Raw genomic sequence first — 23,307 nt, forward strand, 5'->3', positions numbered from 1 at the left:
GAAATATAGGGTTTTTCGGCCCGAATTGCACGTTTAAGCCGGCTTTGCGGCTTCCCGCTTCAATCGCTCGATCGCCATCAGCACCCGCTCTGGTGTCGCCGGCGCATCGAGGCGCGGACAGATCCTGTGATCCACGACGCTCGCGACCGCGTCCGACAATGCATGCAGAACCGACATGCCGAGCGGGAAAGGCGGCTCGCCGACGGCCTTGGAGCGATGCACGGTCGGCTCGTTCGCCTCGGACCAGTCGGCCAGCGTTACGTTGAAGATCTTCGGCCTGTCGGAGGCGAGCGGGATCTTGTAGGTCGACGGCGCATGGGTGCGCAGGCGGCCCTTGTCGTCCCACCACAATTCCTCGGTGGTCAGCCAGCCCATGCCCTGGATGAAGCCGCCCTCGACCTGGCCGAGATCGATGGCGCGGTTCAGCGAGCGGCCGGTTTCGTGCAGGATATCGGTGCGCTCGACCACATATTCGCCGGTCAGCGTGTCGACCGAAACTTCGGAGCAGGACGCACCATAGGCGAAATAGTAGAAGGGGCGGCCCTCGCCCTTGTCACGGTTCCAGTGGATCTTCGGCGTCTTGTAGAAGCCGGCCGCCGAAAGCTGGATGCGGGCCATATAGGCCTGCTTGACCAGATCGCCGAAGGGTATTTCCTGGTTGCCGATGCGGACGCGGTTGGGCAGGAACAGCACCTGGTCGCGCGGGACCTGGTATTTTTCCGAGGCGAAGTTGGCCAGCCGGTCCTTGATCTGGCGGGCGGCGTTCTGCGCGGCCATGCCGTTGAGATCGGAACCCGAGGACGCAGCGGTGGCCGAGGTGTTCGGCACCTTGCCGGTGGTGGTCGCGGTGATCTTGACCTGATCGAGGTCGAACTGGAATTCCTCGGCCACGACCTGGGCCACCTTGAGATAGAGGCCCTGCCCCATCTCGGTGCCGCCGTGGTTCAGATGAACCGAACCGTCGGTGTAGACATGCACCAGCGCGCCAGCCTGATTGTAATGCGTGGCGGTGAAGGAGATGCCGAATTTGACCGGCGTCAGCGCCAGCCCGCGCTTGATGAAGCGGCTGTTGTTGTTGAAGGCGCTGATCTCACGCCGGCGTCGTGCATAGTTCGAGCTCGCCTCCAGTTCGGCGATGATGCGCTGGATGACATTGTCCTCGACCGTCTGGTGATAGGGCGTGATGTTGCGGTCGCTGGTGCCGTAGAAATTCTTCTTGCGGATCTCGAGCGGGTCCTTGCCGAGGGCAAAGGCCACCTCGTCGATGACGCGCTCGGCGCCGACCATGCCTTGCGGACCGCCGAAGCCGCGAAAGGCGGTGTTCGAGACCGTATTGGTGTAGAGCGGCGCCGACTGGGCGTGCACCGCCGGCCAGAAATAGGTGTTGTCGCAGTGGAACAGCGCGCGGTCGGTGACCGGGCCGGAAAGGTCCGACGAAAAGCCGCAGCGGGCAGCGAACATGAAGTCGACACCGAGGATGTTGCCGTCGTCGTCGAAGCCGACCTCGTAGTCGATCAGGAAATCGTGCCGCTTGCCGGTGGCGGTCATGTCGTCGTCGCGGTCGGGCCGGATCTTGACCGCACGATGGTGCCGCTTGGCCGCGATCGCGGCAAGTGCCGCGAACTGGTTGCCCTGCGTTTCCTTGCCGCCGAAGCCGCCGCCCATGCGGCGGATCTCCACCGTGACGGCGTTGCTCGGGATACCCAGCGCATGGCTCACCATATGCTGGACTTCGCTCGGATGCTGGGTCGAGGAATAGATGGTGACGTCGTGGTCCTCGCCGGGCACGGCCATGGCGATATGGCCTTCCAGATAGAAGTGTTCCTGGCCGCCGAGGCGCATCTTGCCCTTGAGCCTGTGGGGCGCCGCCTTGATCGCCGCTGCCGCATCGCCGCGCCTCAGCGTCAAGGGCGGCGTGACAAGCTTGTCCTTGCGCGGGTCGAGCAGCCCGATATCGGTGACGAAGGGCAGTTGCTCGTATTCGATTTTGGCCAGCCCGGTGGCGCGGCGGGCCTGCTCGCGTGTCTCGGCGATGACGCAGAAGATCGGCTGGCCGTAGAACTCGACCTTGCCGTCGGCGAGCACCGGCTCGTCATGGCGGCCGGTGGGTGAAATGTCGTTTTCGCCCGGCACGTCCTTGGCCGTCAGCACGTCGACGACGCCGGGCGCGGCGCGCACCGCCGAGAGGTCCAACTTCGTGATCGTCGCATGCGTTGCGGTCGACAGGCCAAGACAGCCATGCAGCGTGCCGGCCGGCTCAGGCATGTCGTCGATATAGACCGCCGTGCCGCTGACATGCTTGTGCGCTGAATCATGGCGCTGGTCGCTGGCGACACCGCCCGAGATCTTCTGGGCCTTGAGGTTGGGGACGTGCTTGGTCATCAGGCCGCCTCGCTGCGCGAAACCTGGAGCGGCGCTTTCGTTCCCGTCGTCTCGACATAAAAGCGCAGCAGAAGGTTCTTCGCCGCCAACGCCCGGTATTCGGCGCTTGCCCGCATGTCGGTGAGCGGCGTGAAATCCTTGGCGTATTCGGCCATCGCGGCCTCCACCGTCGCTTCGTTCCAGGCCTTGCCGATCAGTGCCTTCTCGACGGCAACAGCGCGTTTCGGCGTCGCCGCCATGCCGCCATAGGCGATGCGGATGTCGGCAACCGTGCCGTCTTTTGCCAGAGTCAGATAGAAAGCCCCCAGCGTCGCGGTGATGTCCTCGTCGCGGCGCTTGGTGACTTTGTAGACGGCAAACTTTGCGCCCCGTGCCGGCACGGGCACGTGGACTGCCTCGACAAACTCGCCGGGCTGACGATCCTGCTTGCCATAGGCGATGAAGAAGGTTTCGAGCGGGATCGTGCGGCGCTTCTTGCCCTTGCGCAAGGTGAGCTGCGCGCCCAGCGCGATCAGCGGCGGCGGCGTGTCGCCGATCGGCGAGCCGTTGGCGATGTTGCCGCCGATCGTTCCCATGTTGCGCACCTGCTCACCACCGATGCGGTCGACCAGCGGCCCCAGGGCCGGGATGTGTTTCGACAGCGTCTCGAAGGCTTCGGTGTAGGTGACGCCGGCGCCGATGGTGATCACGCCGTCTTTCTCCAACATCGTGCGCAAGCCTTCGAGACCGCCGATGAAGACCGCCGGCGAGATGTCGCGCATGTGCTTGGTGACCCAAAGGCCGACATCGGTCGAGCCGGCAACGATGGTGGCGCCCGGCTCCTTCTCGAGCACGGCCGCGAAATCGTCGACATCGGCCGGCACGACCAGGCGCGCCTTACCGGAGCCTACTTCGACCCTGGCGCCATCGCGCAATGCTTTCAGCCTGGCGGTGATGTCCTTGCGCTCCAGGGCCAGCGGATCCTTGGCCGCCTTGCCGTAGCTCGAAACGGCGTGCGCGGCGCGGATGATCGCCTCATAACCGGTGCAGCGGCAGAGATTGCCCTGCAGCGCCTTTTCGATCGCCGCGTTGGACGGATCGGGCGTCTTCATCCAGAGCGCGTAGAGCGACATGACGAAACCCGGCGTGCAGAAGCCGCATTGCGAGCCATGGAAATCGACCATCGCCTGCTGCACCGGATGCAGCTTTTCGCCATTGCCGCGCAGATGTTCCACCGTCACGACATGGGTGCCGTCGAGCGAGCCCATGAAGCGGATGCAGGCGTTGACGCTTTCATAGACCAGGCCGTCGCCTCCAAGCTTGCCGACCAGCACCGTGCAGGCGCCGCAATCGCCTTCGGCGCAGCCTTCCTTGGTGCCGCGCAGCGAGCGGTTGAGCCGCAGCCAGTCGAGCAGGGTCGCATCGGGCGCGACGTCTTTCAGGGCCACGTCGGCGCCGTTCAGGATGAAGCGTATCTCGTTACGGGTTCCTGCCATGTCTCAACTTCCCCGATAGGTCGAGTAGCCATAAGGCGAAATCAAGAGCGGTACGTGGTAATGCCGTTCTTCCGCCATGCCGAAGCGGATCGGCACGATGTCGAGGAAAGCGGGCTCAGGCAGCTTGATGCCCTGGCCGCGCAGATAGTCGCCTGCGGCAAAAACCAGCTCATATTCGCCGGTGCGGAACTCGGCGCCGGCCAGCAACGGCGCGTCGCAGCGGCCGTCGTCATTGGTGGCGACCGTCTTGAGATGCGTGCGGCTCTGTCCCTCGATGCGGAAAAGCTCGATCGCCAGGCCCTTCGCCGGCCGGCCGGTCGCGGTGTCCAGCACGTGGGTGGTCAGGCGCCCGCCATCGGCTTTCGACGTTTCTGCCACTGGCGGTCTCCCATCCGGTACAGTTTCAGGTCAATTGTGCGCCAATTAAAGGCGATGCATAAGCCCCGGTCGAGCGGAGCGGGGCAAAAAGCACTTTCAAAAATTTTCGGGGGAATGCATGCGCACTCCTTTCGATATCTTCATCTCAACCATCGGGCAGGAGCGACAATGCGTTACGATAGGGACATGCGCGGTTACGGGGCCAATCCGCCGGACCCGAAATGGCCTGGGGGCGCGCATGTCGCGGTGCAGTTCGTCGTCAACTACGAGGAAGGCGGCGAGAACTGCGTGCTGCATGGCGACAAGGCATCCGAAGCCTTCCTGTCCGAAATCGTCGGCGCGGCGCCCTGGGTCGGCCAGCGCCACTGGAATATGGAATCGATCTATGAGTACGGCGCCCGCGCCGGCTTCTGGCGGCTCTACCGGCTGTTCACCGAAGCTGAGGTGCCGGTGACCTGCTACGGCGTCGCCACCGCGCTCGCACGCTCGCCCGATCAGGTCGTCGCCATGCAGGAGGCCGGCTGGGAAATCGCATCGCACGGGCTGAAATGGATCGACTATCGCGACCATGCGGCCGAGGATGAGAAGCGCGACCTCGATGAGGCCATCCGGCTGCATTACGAAGTGACCGGCGCGCGGCCGACCGGCTGGTACACCGGCCGCACCTCGGTCAACACGGTACGGCTGGTCGCCGAGGAAGGCGGTTTCGACTATGTCTCCGACACTTATGACGACGAATTGCCCTACTGGTTCGACCGCGACGGGCTGGAGAAGCCGCAGCTCGTCATCCCCTATACGCTCGACGCCAACGACATGCGCTTCGCGACGCCGCAAGGGTTCAATTCGGGCGACCAGTTCTTCGCCTATCTGAAGGACAGCTTCGACACGCTCTATGCCGAGGGTAAGGCAGGCCGGCCGCGCATGATGAATATCGGCCTGCATTGCCGGCTGGTCGGCCGTCCGGGCCGCGTGGCGGCGCTGAAGCGCTTCGTCGACTACGTAAAGTCGCACGACAAGGTGTGGCTGACGCGGCGCATCGACATCGCAAAACACTGGCGCGAGACGCATCCCTACGAGGCGCCGGCGCTGCGTCCCTCGCGGATGGAATTCGAGGAATTCGTGCATGCTTTTGGGGGCGTGTTCGAGCATTCGCCCTGGATCGCCGAGCGCGCCTACGAATTGGAGCTCGGACCGGCGCATGACAGCGCGGGCGGCCTGCACAACGCGCTCTGCCGGGTCTTCCGCGCGGCGACGGAGGCGGAGCGGCTTTCCGTGCTCAACGCCCATCCGGACCTTGCCGGCAAGCTGGCGGCGGCCAAGCGGCTGACGCCGGAGTCGGCCAAGGAGCAGGCCTCCGCCGGGCTCGACGCGCTGACCGATGAGGAGCGCGAGCTGTTCTCGAAACTCAACGCCGCCTATGTCACCACCTTCGGCTTCCCCTTCATCATCGCGGTCAAGGGCAAGACCAAGGAGGAGATCCTGGCGGAGTTCGAGGCGCGGATCGGCAACAGCCGCGGCACCGAGTTCGAAACCGCATGCCGTCAGGTCGAACGCATCGCGCTGCTTCGGCTGAAAGACCTGCTCCCACTCTGATGTTTGTTTTACGCAATTCCGGACGGAAATTTACGGCGAAGTCGCCGAACCTAACCGCTTCACACTTTTCCTGGAATTGCTCTGAGGCCAGGACCCCATGGATATGATCAAGACTGCCGAGCGAACCTATTATGCGCCGCAGGGCGGCCATCCCGGCCAGAACGAGCTTTTGACTGGACGGGCCGTCTTCACCGAGGCCTATGCGGTCATCCCCAAGGGCGTGATGCAGGACATTGTCACCAGCCCCCTGCCGTTCTGGGACAAGACCAGGGCTTGGATCATCGCAAGGCCGCTTTCGGGCTTCGCCGAGACGTTCTCGCAATATATCGTCGAGGTCCTGCCGGGCGGCGGCAGCGACCGGCCCGAACTCGATGCCGGCGCCGAGGGCGTGCTGTTCGTCGTCGAGGGGACGCTTACCGTTTCGCTTGCCGGCAAAAAGCATGTGCTTGCCCCCGGTGGCTTCGCCTTTCTGCCGCCTTCCAGCGGCTGGACGGTGCGCAACGAAAGCAGCGCCGCCGTCCGCTTCCACTGGATCCGCAAGGCCTATGAGGCGGTCGATGGCCTCGACGTGCCGGAAGCTTTCATCTCGAGCGACCAGGACGTGGCGCCGAGCCCGATGCCGGGCACGGAAGGGCGCTGGGCAACGACCCGCTTCGTCGACCCCGCCGACATGCGCCACGACATGCATGTCACCATCGTCACGCTGAAGCCCGGCGCGGTCATTCCCTTCGCCGAGACCCATGTCATGGAGCACGGGCTCTATGTGCTGGAAGGCAAGGCCGTCTACCGGCTGAACCAGGACTGGGTCGAGGTCGAGGCCGGCGATTTCATGTGGCTGCGCGCCTTCTGCCCGCAGGCCTGCTATGCCGGCGGCCCGGGCAATTTCCGCTATTTGCTCTACAAGGACGTCAATCGTCACGCGAGGCTTGGCGGCGCATTTGGGGGTCTGGCGCGGTGACCCGTATCGTCGCCCGGCCGCTGACGCGTGAAGACTTCGCGCCGTTCGGCGACGTCATCGACATGGGCGGCGACAACCGCTACCCGATCAATGGCGGCAAGGCGATGCGCTATCACGACCTGGCCACCGCGGAAGCCACCGGACCCAACGCGCGCGTGCTGATCTCGATGGTGCGCGGCACGCCCTACGAGATGCCGTTGAAGCTCACCATGGTCGAACGCCATCCGCTCGGCAGCCAGGCTTTCATCCCGCTGTCGCCGCGTCCGTTCCTGGTCATCGTGTGCGATGACACAAAGCACGGCCCCGGCGTACCGCACGCCTTCGTCGCCGGCCCCGGACAAGGCATCAACTACCGCCGCAACCTGTGGCACGGCGTGCTGACGCCGATCAGCGAGGAACAGGATTTCCTGATCGTCGACCGGGGCGGCGACGGCTCCAATCTCGAAGAATTTTATTTCTCGCATCCATACGAGATCCACCTTCCCTGAAAGCCTTCCCATGACCGACGTTTCGCTGATCGACCGCCTGCTCGACGTGATCGAGCACGACATCGTGCCGAAGACCGCTGAAGGCGTTGCCCATGGCAACAAGCTGTTCGGCGCCGCGATCCTCAGGAAGGACGACCGCTCGCTGGTGCTGGCGGAAACCAACAATGAGATGGAAAACCCGCTTTGGCATGGCGAGGTGCACTGCCTGAAGCGTTTTTACGAAATGCCGAAAGCCGAGCGCGTCGACACCAAGGACGCGCTGTTCATCGCCACGCACGAGCCCTGCTCGCTCTGCCTGTCGGCGATCACCTGGACCGGCTTCGACAATTTCTACTATCTCTTCAGCCACGAGGATTCGCGCGACAGTTTTGCCATCCCGCACGACCTGAAAATCCTGAAAGAGGTATTCACCCTCGACCCCGGCGGCTACAATGCCGAGAACGCCTACTGGAAGAGTTTTTCGATCCGCCGACTGGTGCGTGAGCTACCCGAGGCCGAGCGCAAGCGGCTGGAAGCAAGGATCGGGCAAATCTCCGTGCGCTATGACGAGCTCTCGAACGCTTACCAGGCAAGCAAGGCGGAGAACGACATTCCGTTGAACTGACGCGGATTGACCAGCCGATTTCGCCGGCTGGCCCACGACGCAGCGGCGCGGGCTTCATCATGTGCCCTCCATGAAAACCGTCACCGAATTCCCCCGCAAAGTCGTCGAATTTCCCGATATGGGCATCGTCATGCCGGATGGCTGCCGGCTGTCTGCGCGCATCTGGATGCCGGAGGATGCCGCCCACAATCCGGTGCCGGCGATCCTCGAGCATCTGCCTTACCGCAAGCGCGACGGCACCATTTTTCGCGATCAGCTGACCCATCCCTACTTCGCCGGGCACGGCTACGCCTCGATCCGCGTCGACATGCGCGGCAATGGCGATTCCGAAGGGCTGATGGACGACGAATATTCCGAACAGGAATTGCAGGACGCCTGCGACGTCATCGCCTGGGCAGTGGCGCAGCCCTGGTGCAACGGCAATGTCGGCATGATGGGCATTTCCTGGGGCGGCTTCAACTGCCTGCAGGTGGCGGCGAAACAGCCGCCGGCGCTGAAGGCGGTGATCAGCCTGTGCTCGACCGTCGACCGCTATGCCGACGACATCCATTACAAGGGCGGCTGCCTGCTGCTCGAAAATTTCGGCTGGGCCTCGACGATGCTCTCCTATTCGTCGCGGCCGCCGGACCCACTGATTGCCGGCGGCAACCGCTGGCGCGACCTGTGGCTCAGCCGGCTGGAGAACCAGCCATTCCTCGCCCCGCTGTGGCTCAGCCATCAGCACCGCGACGCCTATTGGAAGCGCGGCTCGATCTGCGAGGATTTTTCAGCGGTCAAAGCCGCCGTGCTGTCGATCGGCGGCTGGCATGACGGCTATCGCAACACGATCTCGCATCTCGTCACCAACATCCAGGCGCCGGTGAAGGGCATCGTCGGCCCCTGGATCCACAAATACCCGCATTACGCCGGGCCTCAGCCGGCCATCGGCTTCCTGCAGGAAGCGCTGCGCTGGTGGGACCACTGGCTGAAGGGCGCCGAGACCGGCGTCGAGGCCGATCCGGCCTACAGAGCCTATGTCATGGACAGCGTGCGGCCGGCGCGCTGGCATCCGGAGCGGCCAGGGCGCTGGGTGGCGGAGCAGGAATGGCCGTCCTCGAACATCAAAATCGAGGCGATCGAGCTCATTGCCGCAAGCGCCAAACCCTCGATCGTCGCCTCGCCGCAGACCTGCGGACTTGCCGGCGGCGAATATTTTCCCTTCACCTTCGGGCCGGAATTGCCGGGCGACCAGCGATCCGACGACGCGCTGTCGGTTTTTTTCGACCAGCCGGAACTCACCGAGGCGATCGACATTGTCGGGGCGCCGGAACTCGCGGTCCAGGTTGCCTCCGATCGGCCGCAGGCCAACATCGCGGTGCGTCTCTGCGACGTGCATCCCGACGGCGCCGCGGAGCTGATCTCCTATGGCGTGCTCAATCTGACCCACCGCGACTCGCATGAGTTCCCGCAAGCGCTGGTCCCCGGCGAGACCGTTTCGGCGCGCGTCGTGCTCGACCAATGCTCCTACCGGGTGCCGGCCGGCCACAAATTGCGCGTTGCCGTTTCGACCGCCTACTGGCCGATGATCTGGCCCTCGCCGGAGCCAGTGCGGCTCGATCTGGCGCAGGCGACGCTGAAGCTGCCGCTGCGTCCGCTGGCGAAAGGTGATGAGGTTTCGTTTCCCGAGCCGGAAGGCGCGACGCCCTGGGCGGCCGAGACCATCCGGCCGGCGAGGTCAGAGCGCCATGTCGACCGCGACGAGAAGACCGGCCTGGTCACGCTTTCCATAACCGACGATTTCGGCGAGGTGCGCGATCTCGACCACCGGCTGGTCAATGGCAGTATCGTGCGCGAGACATGGGCGATCCATCCCGACGATCCGCTGTCGGCCACAGGAGCCACGCATTGGACGCAGACATTGTCGCGCAATGAATGGTCGGTGCGGACCGAAACCTTCGCCGCGATGCGATCGGACGCCCAGAACTTCATCGTCAGCGCCAGAATCGAAGCCTATGAGGGCGAAAAGCTGGTTTTCGAACGCGATTTCGAGCAGACGATTCCCCGCTCCCTGGTTTGAGCCGAGGCAAGATTGGTCCAAATGCGACGTGCGATTTACGCCACCGCATGTCGCATTCGGTCTTGCCTGCCGCTTTCCCTTACGGTCATTATCTCCTCCAATAGCAAGAAACGACCATAAGGTCGCATACCCAGAGTGAGGAACCATAATGTCCAACGAACTTGACTATCTCAGCCGGCGAGTCGCTGCCGGAAAACTCAGCCGTCGCGACTTTCTCGGTCGCGCCGCCGCGCTCGGCGTCACCGCCACTTTCGCCAACTCGCTGCTCTCCAGCGCCGTGCGCGCTGCCGGCCCTGTCAAGGGCGGCACGCTGAAGGCCGGCATGGTTGGCGGTGCATCCACCGACAGCCTCGACCCGGCGCTCGACGCCAGCCAGGTTCCGTTTGCCTTCGGCAAAGTCTGGGGCGAGACCTTGGTCGAACTCGCGCCGGGCGGCGGCGTCGAATATCTCATCGCCGAGGAGATCGGCGCGTCGGACGACGCCAAGACCTGGACAATGAAGATCCGCAAGGGCGTCCAGTTCCACAACGGCAAGGAAGTGACACCGGACGACGTGGTGGCGACGCTGAAGCGCCACAGCGACGAGAAGTCGAAGTCTGGCGCGCTCGGCGTGCTTAAGGGCATCGACACCATCAAAGCCGATGGCGGCAATGTGGTGGTCACGCTGAAGGATCCGAACGCGGACCTGCCGTATCTGATGGCCGACTACCACCTGATCATCCAGCCGAACGGCGGCGTGGACAAGCCCGATGCCGGCATCGGCACCGGACCGTACAAGGTGGCAGTCAACAAGCCTGGCGTGAAGTATGGCGGCGAGCGTTTCGCCAATTACTGGCAGCCCGACAAATATGGCCATGCCGACCAGGTCGAGATCATCATCATCAACGATGCGACGGCGCGCACTGCCGCGCTCCAGGGCGGCCAGGTCAACATGATCAACCGCGTCGAGCCGAAGATCGTCGATCTGGTCAAGCGGCTGCCCGGCGTCACCATTCGCGCCGCCTCGGGCCGCGGCTTCTATCCCTTCAACATGTTCTGCGACACCGCGCCCTTCGATAACAACGACCTCCGCATGGCGTTGAAGCTCGCCATGGACCGCGAGGAGATGCTGAGCAAGATCCTGCGCGGCTACGGCTCGGTCGGCAACGACATGCCGGTCAACAAGGCCTACCCGTTGTTCTCGGACGATTTCGAGCAGCGCAAGTTCGATCCGGAAAAGGCGGCCGCGGCGTACAAGAAGTCCGGCCATAGCGGCTCGATCCTGCTCCGCACCTCCGACGTCGCCTTCCCCGGCGCGGTGGACGCCGCGCAGCTCTATCAGCAGAGCTGCGCCAAGGCCGGCATCAAGATCGAGATCAAACGCGAACCGGGCGACGGCTATTGGACCGAGGTCTGGAACAAGCAGCCCTTCTCGCTCTCCTACTGGGGCGGGCGACCGACGCAGGACCAGATGTACTCGACGGCGTATCTCTCGACCGCCGACTGGAACGACACCCGCTTCAAGCGCCCCGATTTCGACAAGATGGTGCTCGCGGCGCGCGGCGAGCTCGACGAAGCCAAGCGCAAGAAGATCTACCGCGACATGGGCGAGATCATGCGCGACGAAGGCGGCCTGATCGTGCCGTTCTTCAACCAGTTCGTCGACGCGACCGGCAAGGGCGTCGAAGGCTGGGTCGACAACCCGGCGCAGGAACTGAGCAACGGCCACGCCCTGATCCAGTGCTGGCTGCAGGCGTGACGAAGGATAAGGAGGGGCCGGCGCCAGCCGGCCCTTCCTGGCATTCATGGCCTGCCTGAAAGGCGGGCACCGTCCCTTCTTCACCATTGCAGGTAGCCGATGTCGTCTCCGATCCTGAGACTGGTCGCTCAGCGTATCTTGCTGGGCATTGTTCTTCTGTTCGCCGTTTCGGTGCTGATCTTCGCCGGCACGCAGATCCTGCCGGGCGACGTCGCCCAGGCGATCCTCGGCCAGTCGGCGACGCCGGAAGCGCTGGCGAACCTGCGCGAACAGCTCGGGCTCAATGACCCGGCCTGGCTACGCTACGTGCACTGGCTGTGGGGCATCCTGCACGGCAACTTCGGCACGGCGCAGTCGAGCGGGCTGGACATTGCAAGCTCGATCAGCACGCGGCTGACGAACACGCTGTTCCTGGCCGCCTGCGCGGCAATCGTCGCGGTGCCGCTGGCTATCATCCTCGGTCTCATTGCCGTGCGCTATCGCAACGGCTTCGTCGACAAGCTGATCTCCGGCCTGGCGCTGGCCTCGACATCGTTCCCGGAATTCTTCATCGGCTATGTGCTGATCTTCGTGTTTGCCGTGCACTGGCAGATCTTCCCGAGCATCTCGACCGTGGATGATTCCACGCCATTCCTCGAAAGGCTGCAGGCCGTTGTCCTGCCGGCCACGGCGCTCACCCTGGTCGTGCTCGCCCACATGATGCGCATGACGCGCGCGGCGATCCTCAATGTCATGCAGTCGGCCTATATCGAGACGGCCGAGCTCAAGGGGCTGAAACCCTTTGACATCATCCGCAAGCATGCTTTCCCGAACGCGATCGCGCCGGTCGTCAACGTCGTCATGCTCAACCTCGCCTATCTGATCGTCGGTGTCGTGGTGGTCGAGGTGATCTTCGTCTATCCGGGCATGGGGCAATATCTGGTCGACCATGTCGCCAAGCGCGACGTGCCGGTGGTGCAGGCGGTCGGCCTGATCTTCGCCGCGGTCTACATCACGCTCAACATCGTCGCGGACATCGCCGCCATCCTGGCCAATCCACGGCTTAGGCATCCGAAATGACGGGGGCATCCGAAATGACGAGTCGGATGCGGGACGACCTGAGGGGGAACTGAAGCGAATGACGCTACGACAAATTCCGTTCACCGCCTGGGTCGGGCTGATCCTGACCGGCGCTTTCGCCTTCTGCGCCATCTTCGCGCCCTGGGTCGCGCCGCACGGCAATGGCGAGATCGTCGGCGACGTGTGGGAGCCGATGTCGGCGGCGCATTGGCTAGGCACCGACAATCTCGGCCGCGATCTTATCTCGCGCATGATCTACGGCGCGCGCATCACCATGGAGATCGCGGTGGCGGCGACGGCGCTGTCCTTCTCGCTGGGCTCGATCCTCGGTTTCTCGGCCGCGGTGTTCGGCGGCTGGTTCGACACGCTGATGTCGCGCTTCGTCGACCTTCTGATGTCGATCCCGACGCTGATCTTCGGCCTCGTCGTGCTCTCGGTGCTGCCGACGAATGCGCTGACGCTGATCCTGGTCATGGGCATCCTCGATTCCACCCGCGTCTACCGCCTGTCGCGCGCGGTCGCCGTCGACATCAACGTCATGGATTTCGTCGAGGCGGCGAAGCTGCGCGGCGAAGGCAAGGCGTGGATCATCTTCCGCGAGATCCTGCCCAACGCGCTGTCGCCGCTGGTGGCGGAGCTCGGCGTGCGCTTCATCTTCGCGGTGCTCTTCCTGTCGGCGCTGTCCTTCCTCGGCCTCGGCGTGCAGCCGCCGGATTCGGACTGGGGCGGGATGGTCAAGGAAAACAAGGACGGCATCGTGTTCGGCATTCCGGCGGCGCTGATCCCGGCGGCGGCGATCGCTGTGCTGGCAATCTCGGTCAACCTCGTCGCCGACTGGGTGCTCAACCGCACGACGAGCCTGAAGGGAGGGCGCGGCTGATGGCCGACACCAAGGCAAATTCAGGCAAGCTCCTCGATATCCGCAACCTGCGCATCGAGGCGACCGTCTATCCGCCGGGCGAAGCGCCGAAGACGATCACGCTGGTCCACGACGTTTCGCTGACGCTCGAAAAGGGCAAGGTACTCGGCCTGATAGGCGAATCCGGCGCCGGCAAATCGACCATCGGCCTGTCGTCCATGGCCTATGGCCGCGGCGGCGTGCGCATCACCGGCGGCAAGGTGATCCTCAACGGCCGCGACATCCTGAAAGCCGGCGCCAAGGGCGTGCGGGCGCTGCGCGGGCGCGAGGTGTGCTATGTCGCGCAATCGGCGGCAGCCGCCTTCAACCCGGCGCACAAGCTGATCGACCAGGTGGTCGAGGCGGCCATGCTGCACGGCACCGCGACGCGCGCCGAGGCCGAGAAGCGAGCCGTCGCGCTGTTCAAGAAGCTCAGCCTGCCCAATCCCGAAACGATCGGCGAGCGCTACCCGCACCAGGTCTCCGGCGGCCAGCTGCAGCGCGTGATGACGGCGATGGCGCTCTGCTCGGAGCCGGACCTCATCGTCTTCGACGAGCCGACCACGGCGCTCGACGTGACGACGCAGATCGACGTGCTTGCGGCGATCAAGGACGCCATCCGCGACACGCATGTGGCAGCCCTCTACATCACGCATGACCTTGCCGTCGTCGCCCAGGTGTCGGACGAGATCATGGTGCTGCGCCACGGCCGGCTGGTCGAATGGGGCGGCACGCGCCAGATCATCAAGGAGCCGCGCCAGGAATACACCAACGCGCTGGTTTCGGTGCATGAGATCGAGCACCAGGAACAGCAGCCGGGCACGACACCGTTCCTGTCGGTGAAGAATGTGACCGCCGCCTATGCCGGCGGCCATGTGAAGGTTCTGAAGAACGTCTCGGTCGACATTTTTCCCGGCCAGACGCTGGCCGTCGTCGGCGAGAGCGGTTCCGGCAAGTCGACGCTGGCGCGCGCCATCACCGGCCTTCTGCCGCCCGAGGAGGGCACCGTCACCTTCGACGGCAGGCCGCTCGCCAACAGGCTGGCCGACCGCCCGAAGGAGGATCTGCGCCAGCTGCAGATGATCTACCAGATGGCCGACGTGGCGATGAACCCGCGCCAGACGGTGGGCACCATCATCGGCCGGCCGCTGGAATTCTATTTCGGCATGAAGGGGCGCGAGCGCGACAAGCGCGTCGCCGAACTGCTCGACGAGATCGAGATGGGCAAGGGTTTCGTCGACCGCTATCCGGCCGAGCTGTCCGGCGGCCAGAAGCAGCGCGTCTGCATCGCCCGCTCGCTCGCCGCCAAGCCGAAGCTGATCATCTGCGACGAGGTGACCTCAGCGCTCGACCCGCTGGTCGCCAACGGCATTCTCAAGCTCCTGCTCAATCTGCAGCAGGTGGAGAAGGTCGCATATCTCTTCATCACCCATGACCTGGCGACGGTGAAGTCGATCGCCGATTCGATCGCTGTGATGTATCGCGGCGAGGTGGTGCGTTACGGCCCCAAGAGCAAGGTGCTGACGCCGCCTTTCGACGCCTATACGGACCTGCTGCTCTCCTCCGTGCCGGAGATGGAAATCGGCTGGCTGGAGAAGGCGATCAAGGGCCGGCGCATGGAGAGCGCCGGGAATTAAAGCGCGTCACGCTGGACGACATGGGTTGAGCTGGCGTCCTATTCTGCGCTTCTGAGGCTTGGCCTGACCGGCCAGGCCTCGATAAAGATCCCTACCGCAAAATCGCATGGAGCCCGCCCCGTGGCGCTCAAATCCAAACTGCTGCTCATCATCCTCGACGGCGTGCCCTACCGGAACTGGCGCCGGCTGATGGGCAATCTGGAGGGCTGGGCGCAGTCGGGCGAGGCGCAGGTGTGGAAGATGCGTTCGGTGCTGCCGTCGACCTCGGCCTGCTGCTACGCCTCGATCCACACCGGGGTGACGCCGCAGGTGCATGGCATTCTTTCCAACGAGAACCGCTTTCGCGTCACGCAGCCGGATATCTTCTCGGAGGTCAGCAAGGCCGGCGGCAAGACGGGCGCGGTGACCCATTCCTATTGGTCGGAATTCTTTCGCTCGTATCCATTCGACCTTGTCGAGGACATGGAGTTCAACGATCCAAGCGGCCCGATCACGCATGGCCGCTTCCACACCATGACCGGCTACAATCTCAAGAACCAGATGACGCCGAGTGACGTCGACCTGTTCGCGACGCTGACCATGCTGGTGAAGCGCCACGGCATCGACTACGGCATCCTGCACACCTGCACGCTGGATTCGATGGGGCATCGCTTCGGTCATGACTGCATCGAGATGGACCATGCCTGCTACGCGATGGACGGCATGTTGGCGGCGTTCCTGCCGAAATGGCGCGAAGCCGGCTATGAAGTGATCGTGACGGCCGACCACGGCCAGACGGATCGCGGCCACCACGGCGGCCATGACGACGAGATGCAGGATGTCGCGCTCTATTATTTCGGGCCCGCGAAAGGCCCCGAGGCCGACACGCTGCTCGACCAGCTGCAGCTCGCGCCGACAGTGCTGAGCCGGCTTGGGGTGGAAATACCCGAGACGATGAAGGCGAAGGTGTTTTTGGGGTAAGCGCGGCCTCTCCCTCTCCCCTTGTGGGAGAAGGTGGATCGGCGCGCAGCGCCGAGACGGATGAGGGTGTTCCAGCGGAGTGAGAGGCTGGCTTTCCCTGGAACACCCCTCATCCGGCCGCTTCGCGGTCACCTTCTCCCACAAGGGGAGAAGGGGGCGCCCTGCCTACTGGCAACGCTCCCGTTCTTCAGTTAGCCTCCGAAAATCCTTGGCGGAGGGTGAACCTTTTTGGACCGATCAGCGACAGAGCTTCGAGGAGCCAGGCGGCTCGACCGGCCATGAACGCGGCGACGGAAACCGATCGCGCGCTTGTAGACCGGGTCGCGAAGGGCGACCGGGCCGCCGTTCGGCTCCTGTTCATGCGTCACCACGCGCGGATCTACCGCTTCGTGGCGCGCCAGACGGGATCGGAAATGATGGCCGACGATATCGCAAACGAGGTTTTTCTGGAGCTGTGGAAGCAGGCGCCCGGGTTCGAGGGCCGCTCTGAGGTTTCCACCTGGCTGCTCGGCATCGCCCGCTTCAAGGCGTTGTCCATGCTGCGCAAGAAGAAGGAAGACTGGATCGACGACGATGACGCGGCGCAGGTTCCCGACAGTGCCGACACGCCGGAAGTCGTCACCATGAAGGAAGACAAGGCGGCAGCCTTGCGCCGCTTCGTCGATGCCTTGCCGGAAGAACATCGCACGGTGATCGACCTTGCCTATTACCATGGCCAGTCGGTGACCGAGATCGGCGAAGTGCTCAACATCCCGGTCGCGACCGTGAAAACCAGGATGTTCTACGCCCGCAAGAAACTCGGCGAAGCCCTCAAGGCCGCCGGTTACGACAGGGGGTGGCCATGAGCGCCGCTGAAAAGATGTCGCGCCGCGACGAGATGGAAACGCTGCTGCCTTTCTACCTGAACGGCTCGCTGGAAGGCGCCGAGCTGGAGGCCGTCGAGGAATGGCTGGCGACCGATCCGGCGGCGATGGCAGCGCTTGGCGAAGCGGAGGCCGAGTTCTCCGGCACCGCCGCCGCCAACGAGGCGATCCGCCCGCCAGCCGATGCGCTCTCCCGCTTCGCCAGGGCGCTCGACGCCGAGGCGGGCCCGGTGCGCGCACCCGCCGGCCAATCCTGGCTCGCCAAGGTCTTCGGCCGCGTCACGGCGATGCCCGCCGGCGTCGCCTGGGCAGCTGCCGCGGCACTGTTGGCGCTGGTCATCGTGCAGTCCTTCGAACGGCCGGGCGGCAAGGGCAACGACTTCGAGGTGGCCGGCGCTCAGGACGATCTGGCGAAGCTGCCTTTCGCGCTGGTCAAGTTCAAGCCGGATGCCAAGATGGCCGATATCGCCGCCTTCCTCGGCCAGAACGGACTGAAGATCGCCGGCGGCCCGACCGCCGACGGCGTGTTCCATCTGGCGATCCCGGTCAGCACGGCGGCCGATTACGACAGGCTCGTCGGCCTTGTTGCCGCCCAGCCTTTCGCGGATACTGTGATCCAGGGAAGGAAACCGGTCGATGGCGGCTAAGGCGGTCATTCTGCATGCGGCGCTTCTCGTGGCGACGTTTGTCGCCGCGCCTGCGCTTGCGCAGACCAATGATCCCAATCTGACGCAGAAGCAGGTGGACTGCTTGAACCGCACGACAACGGCAGGCAGCGACTGCGATAAGGACGGCGGTGCCAAGAATGGCGAAGGAACGCCAGGCACTGCGGGCGGCGCGGTGTTCCTGCCGGCGCTGATCGTCGATCTGTTCCCGAATCCGCCGGCGAGTGCAGCCCCGCAAGTGCCCGCGCCATCCGGTGGAACATCGTCCTCGAACGGTTCCGCCAACACGCCACCGCCCGCACCGACGCCGAGCGGGCCGGTCACGGTGCCGCAAGGGCTCAACCTGGCCGAGCCGCCGCGCGCCATTACCGGCGAATTCGTGCCCGACGAAGTGCTGGTGACGGTCGACGGCGATGCCGGCGTGGTGCAGCAGATCGCCAATTCCTTCGGCCTCCAGGTGCGCTCCCAGCGCCAGTCGCGGCTGCTTGGCTCGACGCTGGTGCGTTTCGGCATCACCGACGGGCGGCCTGTCGGCGTGGTGCTGGCGCAACTCGCCGCCGATGGCCGCACGAAGCGGCGCGAGCCGAACCATATCTATTCGCTGCAGCAGGCGGCCGGCATCGTGAACTATGCCTTCGACCGGATCGCGCTCGATTCAAAACAGGCGAGCGGCGAGAATGTGCGCGTCGCCGTCATCGACACCGGCATCGACGATACCAATCCCGCGCTGAAGGGCGTCATCGCCGAACAATATGACGCCATGCCCAACGTGCCGATCGAGAAGCGCGACCACGGCACCTCTGTCGACGGGCTGATCGCCGGCGTCGGGCCGCTGGAAGGCATGGCGCCGGGCGCGAAAATCTATCACGCGCGGGCCTTCGAAGGCGGCAAGTCGACCATGGACGTCATCCTGTCGGCGCTCGACTGGGCGGCCGACCAGAATGTGCGCATCATCAATATGAGCTTCGTCGGTCCGAAGAACGACCTGCTCGGCACCGCCTGCCGCAATGCCCGCGCGCTGGGCATGGTGCTGGTGGCAGCCGCCGGCAACAACGGCCCGAAGGCGCCCTACGGCTACCCGGCCGCCTTCGACGGCGTGATCGCGGTGACGGCCACCGACGCCAAAGACGGACTGATGCCGCAGGCCAATCGCGGCGCCTATGTCTTCATCTCGGCGCCGGGCGTCGAGATGGTGGCGCCGAGCGACGCCGGCTCGGACGTGGTGACCGGCACATCCTTCGCCGCCGCGATCGTCAGCGGCGCCATCGCCAACCTGATCCACGCCGCGCCCGACCGCTCGGCCGACGACATCGAGAAAGCGCTGGCGGCAACGGCCAAGGATCTCGGGCCCAAGGGTCGGGACAATGATTTCGGCTATGGGCTGATCGACACGAAGGCGGCGGGAGCGGCGAGGGAATGAGGCGCTTGATCAAAAGCCGTCACCGGGTTGAGTGGGGACGACTGGCACTGGACTTCAATGCTCAAGGGTGACGGCGGCACACGGCTTGTTGGTTGCCCCAGGAGGTCATTGTGCGGCTTTCGCCGCGCGGGCGTTTTGATCCTTGTTCTTTTGCTTCCATTGATGGGCTGCGGCGCTTTTTTCAATGCGCATGTGCTGGGCATAAACAGGCGGCATAGCGCGGACGAGTTTAATAGGGCGACGATTGAAAGCTTTCTATCTCAGCACCAATGCGGGAAGGCCTGGGATATCATTTGGCCGAGTGTACGAGTAGGCGAACCTGAGGCAACGGCACTGCTTGGAGCCTACATGGACAAGGGGGTTCTACGGCCCCCCGCGAGGGTGGACAACGCCGACCAGAACCGACGTAGTTCTTTGATGTTGCAATTTAAGGCCTATGGCCATGGCTTACCTGAGAATGATGCGAGGCTTCGGGAACGCCTCTCGTCGTCAGAGGTACAGCAACCGCAAGGCAGTCAGCTGGAAATGTGTTTGCGGAAGGCCAACAAATCCCTTGAAGCAGCCTACAGTTGCTCGAATGAGGCCGAAGCGCTCGGCGTCATCGATGGATTCATGAAGTTCTACATGGATTCGGAAGATGCGTCGGATCGTTCACGCGTGGCGCAATGCGGCGGGAGTTAAAGAGAACTCCAGGCTGGATTTCGCGCGACCGATTCAAAGGGCTGGACCCAACCGTACCGGGCTTCCATCGTAGAAGCGCGGCAGCCGGAAGCGGCTGAGATCGTGGCCGGTGTCGTTTCCCTGGATCATGTCGGAGACGACGCGGCCCATGCCGGGCCCGATGCCGAAGCCGTGGCCGCTCATTCCCGTCGCGACCAAAAGACCGGCGATCGCCTGGACCCGATCCACGACGGGGACGACGTCGGGCATGGCGTCGATCATGCCGCCCCAGCCGACCTTCAAGCAGGCTTTCTCGAACTGGGGAAACAGCTGTTTGAAATTGCGTTCGATCGCACGCAGCCGGGCCGGTTCGGGGGCTGGGTCGAGAACCCGCATTCTCTCGAAAGGAGTCTCTGAATCCGGCGCCCAATCGCGCGGCGTCGACCAGCCATCCGGGTAGCCTGACGGAGCGTACGGAAAATAACGCGCTCCGAGCGGATCGTTCCTGAGGGCGGGAATGTATTTGGTGGCGTGCCGGAATGCGTCGGGCCCCAGGTAGAGCAAGTGGCTGCCGCCTCCGGCGAGCGTGTATCCGCCATCCTGCCTGCGCCTGAAGGCGATGTGATTGTCGGCGGCCGCGCCCGCATAGATCTCAGGCAGAGGCTCCGTCGCGGCCACGGTGACGCGGACGCTGAGCTGGGGGATGGACACGCCGTGCCGCGCCAGGAACAGGGAGGACCAGGCGCCGCCCGCGACCAGCACGGTGGAGGCGTCGATATATCCCGCCTCGGTCCACACGCCCTTGATCCTACCGGCCGCGATGTCGAGGGTTCGCGCCGCGCAGTTCTCCACGATCCTGGCGCCTTTTCGCACGGCGAGCCTGGCCAGCGCAGGCACTGCCAACCAGGGTTCCGCGCGCATGTCGGAGGGCGTCGTCATCGCGCCCTTGAACCTGCGCGACGTGCCGGTGATGAGTTTCGCGGTCTCGTCCGCATTTAGGAGACGCGTGTCCAAGTCATGGCTCGCGGCGATCTTCATGAACGCCTCGAAGCCGGCCATGTCCTTTTCGGCGTTGGCCAGATAGGTCACGCCCGTTTGCTTCAGCCCGATGTCTTCGCCGCTTTCCTCAGCCAGCTGCCGCCACAGGCGGATGGCCTCGATGACGATCGGCAGTTCATCCGCGTCCCGTCCCTGCTTTCTGATCCAGCCCCAGTTTCGCGAGGACTGCTCGGCGGCGACGCGGCCTTTTTCCAGCAGCGTCACCGGGATGTTTCGGGAGGCGAGGAACAGGGCCGTCGTTACGCCGATGACACCGCCACCGACGATCACCACCTCCGACGTCTTCGGCGGCGGGCCTGGATGTTGGATCGGATCCGCTTCGGTAAACGGGAATGCGTGCAAAAGGCGCACCTGAAGGATTGGCTGACGACTCTGACTTACCCGTTGCCACCTTCCAAAATCAGGAGCAGACGCAGGCAAACCGTTGTCCCACGGGAGTACAGCCCATGAAGGAGGCGGCAGGTGAAGCCGTTGGATCCTGCCCCCTATATCGGCGCCCTTGCTACCGTTGGAAGCCCAGCTTCACCAGCGGCCGTAGTTGGCTCTATGCACCCTTCACGATCCTCGGCTTGGTCGGCCGGCGGGATTGAACCGCACCCTCGAGAACCAAGGCCAACCGCTTCTCGTCTTCGATGGCGCGATCGACCGCCTCAATTTGCTCTTGAAGCGCCTTCAGTTGCGCGCCGTAGCTGGAGCCATCGCTATCTCCGATCTGAAAGCCACTTGCCCGCATCGCGTCGCGAGTGTGGTGCACATTTCGGACGCCTTCGCGTCGAGTCGCGACCAGGATTTCCCTGAACTCTTCAAGACGTTCAACGTGAGTGCGGGTCATTGGGTTCTCCTATTCGTCGTCATCGTTGCCGGTGGCGCTTTGAACGGCCAACTTTTGGCGCAGAAGGGCTAGAGACTACAGGAGATACTCTCGACAAAGCATGAGAGCGGAAGCTCAAATTTGAACGTCTTGCAATAAGGTGGGGCCTGGCAGGTGGAAATTGGCTTAGTCTGCGATCGATCCATCGCGCGCTCGTCTTTTCAGCTGAGCGCGCCACGGTTCGGCTGGTGAATCTGACCCTAGACCGGGGCCCCTGCCACCGATCCCCGCACCACCAGATCGACCGGCCAGACCTCGCCGCGCGCTACCTCCTCCAGCCCGGAAATCCGCGCCGCAAGGCGCTCGGCGACGCGGGCGCCGGCAAGGCGGATCGAGGAGCGCGTGGTCGACAGCGGCACCGGGAAATTCTCCGGCCGCAGCCAGGGGAAGACGTCGTCATGGGCGACCAGCGACAGGTCGCCGGGGATGGTGAGGCCAAGATCGCGCACGGCGCGCACCACGCCCAGCGCCATGATCAGGCTGGAGCAGGCGATCGCCGTCGGCGGGTCGCTGTCCTCGAGCAGGCGGCGCGCGGCTCGATAGCCGTTTTCCTCGGTCATAGTCAGTGAGCAGACATGGCGCTCGCCAAGCATCAGCCCGCTCGCGGCAAGCGCCCGGCGCATGCCGCGCTCGCGGTGGATGGCGAAGGTCTCGCGGTCATTGCCGTTGATCAGCGCCAGGCGCTTGTGGCCGAGTTGGACGAGCAGCCGCCCCGCCTCGTGGAAGGCGCCCTCATTGTCAATGTCGAGATAGGGATAATCGAAATCGAAGCCTTCGCTGCGGCCATGCACGATGAAGGGTATGCCCAGCGTATTGACCAGCGCCAGCCGCTTGTCCGCCGGCCTCGGCGCGGAGAGGTAGACGGCATCCACCTGCCGGTTGGCGACGATGCGACGGTAGGTGGTCTCCTCATCGTCGGCATCGGCGGGCGACAGCACGAGATCAAGCTCGTGCGAGCGGGCGTAATCGCCGAGGCCGGAGAGGAATTCGACAAAATGCGGATCGATATCGACGGATGCACCCGTCGGGAGCACATAGCCGATCATGCCCGACTTGCCGGTGGCGAGGCGGCGTGCGGATGGGTTCGGCCGGTAGCCGTGGCGCTTGGCGGCGTCCATCACCCGCCGCCGGGTTTCTTCACTAACCTCGGGGTAGCCGTTCAGCGCCCGGCTGACCGTGGTCTGCGAAAGCGACAGCATATGCGACAGTTGCTTGAGGTTCATCGGAGGCCTCCAGCCTCAAAGCGCTTTCAATTTTAATCGATCCGATGATGACTGGCGCAATCGCCAGACGACATGACCTTAGAGCTGCATCGACCGTGTTTGAAGCCAAAATTGCTGCTGCAGCGCCAAAAATGCTTGCTGCACTGCACTTTCTTAGGGCATTCGGCGCTTTTTAAATCGATTAGCAACATGAGCCTCTTGACTTCAAGGTGAATCAATGGCGAGATCGAGTTAGCCAAAGCGCTTTGGAGCACTCTTCGAAAGGTTGCGGTTGCCTTCTCGCTGAGTCACAGTTCCGTGGGCGTCGGCGGACGAAATGG

The 23,307-nt window shown here is 64.1% G+C and carries 20 protein-coding genes; 14 read left to right on the top strand and 6 right to left on the bottom strand.

Translation table 11 applies throughout. The features are described 5' to 3' along the window. Nucleotides 1–33: 33 nt before the first annotated feature. The 3 genes from xdhB to uraH are packed head-to-tail and all read right to left on the bottom strand — an operon-like array spanning nt 34 to nt 4,235. Nucleotides 34–2,382, bottom strand: coding sequence for a xanthine dehydrogenase molybdopterin binding subunit (xdhB, locus tag EN862_RS27515; protein WP_127866626.1), 2,349 nt, complete (start codon nt 2,380–2,382; stop codon nt 34–36). Then, a complete protein-coding gene (gene xdhA / locus EN862_RS27520; RefSeq protein ID WP_127866627.1) occupies nt 2,382–3,857 on the bottom strand; it encodes a xanthine dehydrogenase small subunit in 1,476 nt (491 codons plus the stop codon). The genes xdhB and xdhA overlap by 1 nt, the downstream gene beginning before the upstream one ends. Before the next feature lie 3 nt (nt 3,858–3,860). Next, nucleotides 3,861–4,235: a hydroxyisourate hydrolase gene (gene uraH / locus EN862_RS27525; protein ID WP_127866628.1), complete on the bottom strand. Its 375-nt coding sequence runs from the start codon at nt 4,233–4,235 to the stop codon at nt 3,861–3,863. Nucleotides 4,236–4,403: 168 nt separating this feature from the next. On the opposite strand from uraH, the gene puuE reads away from it, so the two are divergent. The 14 genes from puuE to EN862_RS27595 all read left to right on the top strand — a co-directional run bounded on the left by puuE (nt 4,404) and on the right by EN862_RS27595 (nt 19,855). Beyond that, complete coding sequence (gene puuE, locus EN862_RS27530; protein WP_127866629.1) at nt 4,404–5,828, top strand: allantoinase PuuE; 1,425 nt, start codon at nt 4,404–4,406, stop codon at nt 5,826–5,828. A gap of 97 nt (nt 5,829–5,925) precedes the next feature. Next, entirely contained in the window at nt 5,926–6,786 is an 861-nt protein-coding gene (locus tag EN862_RS27535) for a bifunctional allantoicase/(S)-ureidoglycine aminohydrolase (protein ID WP_127866630.1), read from the top strand. Then, nucleotides 6,783–7,274 carry an ureidoglycolate lyase gene (locus EN862_RS27540; RefSeq protein ID WP_127866631.1) on the top strand — a complete coding sequence of 164 codons (492 nt, stop codon included), beginning with the start codon at nt 6,783–6,785 and terminating at the stop codon, nt 7,272–7,274. The genes EN862_RS27535 and EN862_RS27540 overlap by 4 nt, the downstream gene beginning before the upstream one ends. Nucleotides 7,275–7,284: 10 nt before the next feature. Beyond that, nucleotides 7,285–7,878 carry a nucleoside deaminase gene (locus EN862_RS27545; RefSeq protein WP_127866632.1) on the top strand — a complete coding sequence of 198 codons (594 nt, stop codon included), beginning with the start codon at nt 7,285–7,287 and terminating at the stop codon, nt 7,876–7,878. A gap of 70 nt (nt 7,879–7,948) precedes the next feature. Continuing rightward, nucleotides 7,949–9,934, top strand: coding sequence for a CocE/NonD family hydrolase (locus EN862_RS27550; protein WP_127866633.1), 1,986 nt, complete (start codon nt 7,949–7,951; stop codon nt 9,932–9,934). A gap of 148 nt (nt 9,935–10,082) precedes the next feature. Then, on the top strand, nt 10,083–11,672 hold the full coding sequence (locus EN862_RS27555) for an ABC transporter substrate-binding protein (RefSeq protein WP_127866634.1): 1,590 nt from the start codon (nt 10,083–10,085) through the stop codon (nt 11,670–11,672). A 99-nt stretch (nt 11,673–11,771) separates the two neighbouring features. After that, complete coding sequence (locus EN862_RS27560) at nt 11,772–12,731, top strand: ABC transporter permease (protein WP_127866635.1); 960 nt, start codon at nt 11,772–11,774, stop codon at nt 12,729–12,731. A gap of 58 nt (nt 12,732–12,789) precedes the next feature. Beyond that, nucleotides 12,790–13,611 (top strand): ABC transporter permease, encoded by an 822-nt coding sequence (locus EN862_RS27565; protein WP_127866636.1) that lies wholly within the window; start codon nt 12,790–12,792, stop codon nt 13,609–13,611. Beyond that, on the top strand, nt 13,611–15,266 hold the full coding sequence (locus tag EN862_RS27570; protein WP_127866637.1) for an ABC transporter ATP-binding protein: 1,656 nt from the start codon (nt 13,611–13,613) through the stop codon (nt 15,264–15,266). The genes EN862_RS27565 and EN862_RS27570 overlap by 1 nt, the downstream gene beginning before the upstream one ends. Nucleotides 15,267–15,386: 120 nt before the next feature. After that, nucleotides 15,387–16,226 (top strand): alkaline phosphatase family protein, encoded by an 840-nt coding sequence (locus EN862_RS27575; protein ID WP_127866638.1) that lies wholly within the window; start codon nt 15,387–15,389, stop codon nt 16,224–16,226. A gap of 278 nt (nt 16,227–16,504) precedes the next feature. Continuing rightward, nucleotides 16,505–17,071 carry a sigma-70 family RNA polymerase sigma factor gene (locus EN862_RS27580; protein ID WP_127866639.1) on the top strand — a complete coding sequence of 189 codons (567 nt, stop codon included), beginning with the start codon at nt 16,505–16,507 and terminating at the stop codon, nt 17,069–17,071. Beyond that, nucleotides 17,068–17,736: an anti-sigma factor gene (locus tag EN862_RS27585; RefSeq protein ID WP_127866640.1), complete on the top strand. Its 669-nt coding sequence runs from the start codon at nt 17,068–17,070 to the stop codon at nt 17,734–17,736. Before EN862_RS27580 ends, EN862_RS27585 begins: the two co-directional genes overlap by 4 nt. Then, a complete protein-coding gene (locus EN862_RS27590) occupies nt 17,726–19,174 on the top strand; it encodes a S8 family serine peptidase (RefSeq protein WP_127866641.1) in 1,449 nt (482 codons plus the stop codon). Before EN862_RS27585 ends, EN862_RS27590 begins: the two co-directional genes overlap by 11 nt. Nucleotides 19,175–19,282: 108 nt before the next feature. Beyond that, entirely contained in the window at nt 19,283–19,855 is a 573-nt protein-coding gene (locus EN862_RS27595; protein WP_127866642.1) for a hypothetical protein, read from the top strand. 33 nt (nt 19,856–19,888) lie between these two features. On the opposite strand, the gene EN862_RS27600 is transcribed toward EN862_RS27595, so the two are convergent. The 3 genes from EN862_RS27600 to EN862_RS27610 all read right to left on the bottom strand — a co-directional run bounded on the left by EN862_RS27600 (nt 19,889) and on the right by EN862_RS27610 (nt 22,987). Beyond that, nucleotides 19,889–21,235: an FAD-binding oxidoreductase gene (locus EN862_RS27600; protein ID WP_127866643.1), complete on the bottom strand. Its 1,347-nt coding sequence runs from the start codon at nt 21,233–21,235 to the stop codon at nt 19,889–19,891. A 202-nt stretch (nt 21,236–21,437) separates the two neighbouring features. Further along, on the bottom strand, nt 21,438–21,725 hold the full coding sequence (locus EN862_RS27605) for a hypothetical protein (RefSeq protein ID WP_112128348.1): 288 nt from the start codon (nt 21,723–21,725) through the stop codon (nt 21,438–21,440). A 239-nt stretch (nt 21,726–21,964) separates the two neighbouring features. Next, nucleotides 21,965–22,987, bottom strand: coding sequence for a substrate-binding domain-containing protein (locus EN862_RS27610; RefSeq protein WP_127866644.1), 1,023 nt, complete (start codon nt 22,985–22,987; stop codon nt 21,965–21,967). Between the last annotated feature and the right edge of the window lie 320 nt (nt 22,988–23,307).

The organism is Mesorhizobium sp. M2E.F.Ca.ET.219.01.1.1 (assembly GCF_004016445.2).
In the GTDB taxonomy this organism is placed as follows: domain Bacteria; phylum Pseudomonadota; class Alphaproteobacteria; order Rhizobiales; family Rhizobiaceae; genus Mesorhizobium.

Excerpts from the sequence above, each read along its gene's own strand:
- EN862_RS27590 (WP_127866641.1), top strand. The coding sequence starts at position 17,726 with ATGGCGGCTAAGGCGGTCATTCTGCATGCGGCGCTTCTCGTGGCGACG.
- EN862_RS27610 (WP_127866644.1), bottom strand. The coding sequence starts at position 22,987 with ATGAACCTCAAGCAACTGTCGCATATGCTGTCGCTTTCGCAGACCACG.
- puuE (WP_127866629.1), top strand. The coding sequence starts at position 4,404 with ATGCGTTACGATAGGGACATGCGCGGTTACGGGGCCAATCCGCCGGAC.
- EN862_RS27550 (WP_127866633.1), top strand. The coding sequence starts at position 7,949 with ATGAAAACCGTCACCGAATTCCCCCGCAAAGTCGTCGAATTTCCCGAT.
- EN862_RS27580 (WP_127866639.1), top strand. The coding sequence starts at position 16,505 with ATGAACGCGGCGACGGAAACCGATCGCGCGCTTGTAGACCGGGTCGCG.
- EN862_RS27585 (WP_127866640.1), top strand. The coding sequence starts at position 17,068 with ATGAGCGCCGCTGAAAAGATGTCGCGCCGCGACGAGATGGAAACGCTG.
- EN862_RS27570 (WP_127866637.1), top strand. The coding sequence starts at position 13,611 with ATGGCCGACACCAAGGCAAATTCAGGCAAGCTCCTCGATATCCGCAAC.
- EN862_RS27535 (WP_127866630.1), top strand. The coding sequence starts at position 5,926 with ATGGATATGATCAAGACTGCCGAGCGAACCTATTATGCGCCGCAGGGC.
- xdhB (WP_127866626.1), bottom strand. The coding sequence starts at position 2,382 with ATGACCAAGCACGTCCCCAACCTCAAGGCCCAGAAGATCTCGGGCGGT.
- EN862_RS27565 (WP_127866636.1), top strand. The coding sequence starts at position 12,790 with ATGACGCTACGACAAATTCCGTTCACCGCCTGGGTCGGGCTGATCCTG.
- EN862_RS27560 (WP_127866635.1), top strand. The coding sequence starts at position 11,772 with ATGTCGTCTCCGATCCTGAGACTGGTCGCTCAGCGTATCTTGCTGGGC.
- EN862_RS27555 (WP_127866634.1), top strand. The coding sequence starts at position 10,083 with ATGTCCAACGAACTTGACTATCTCAGCCGGCGAGTCGCTGCCGGAAAA.
- xdhA (WP_127866627.1), bottom strand. The coding sequence starts at position 3,857 with ATGGCAGGAACCCGTAACGAGATACGCTTCATCCTGAACGGCGCCGAC.
- EN862_RS27545 (WP_127866632.1), top strand. The coding sequence starts at position 7,285 with ATGACCGACGTTTCGCTGATCGACCGCCTGCTCGACGTGATCGAGCAC.
- EN862_RS27605 (WP_112128348.1), bottom strand. The coding sequence starts at position 21,725 with ATGACCCGCACTCACGTTGAACGTCTTGAAGAGTTCAGGGAAATCCTG.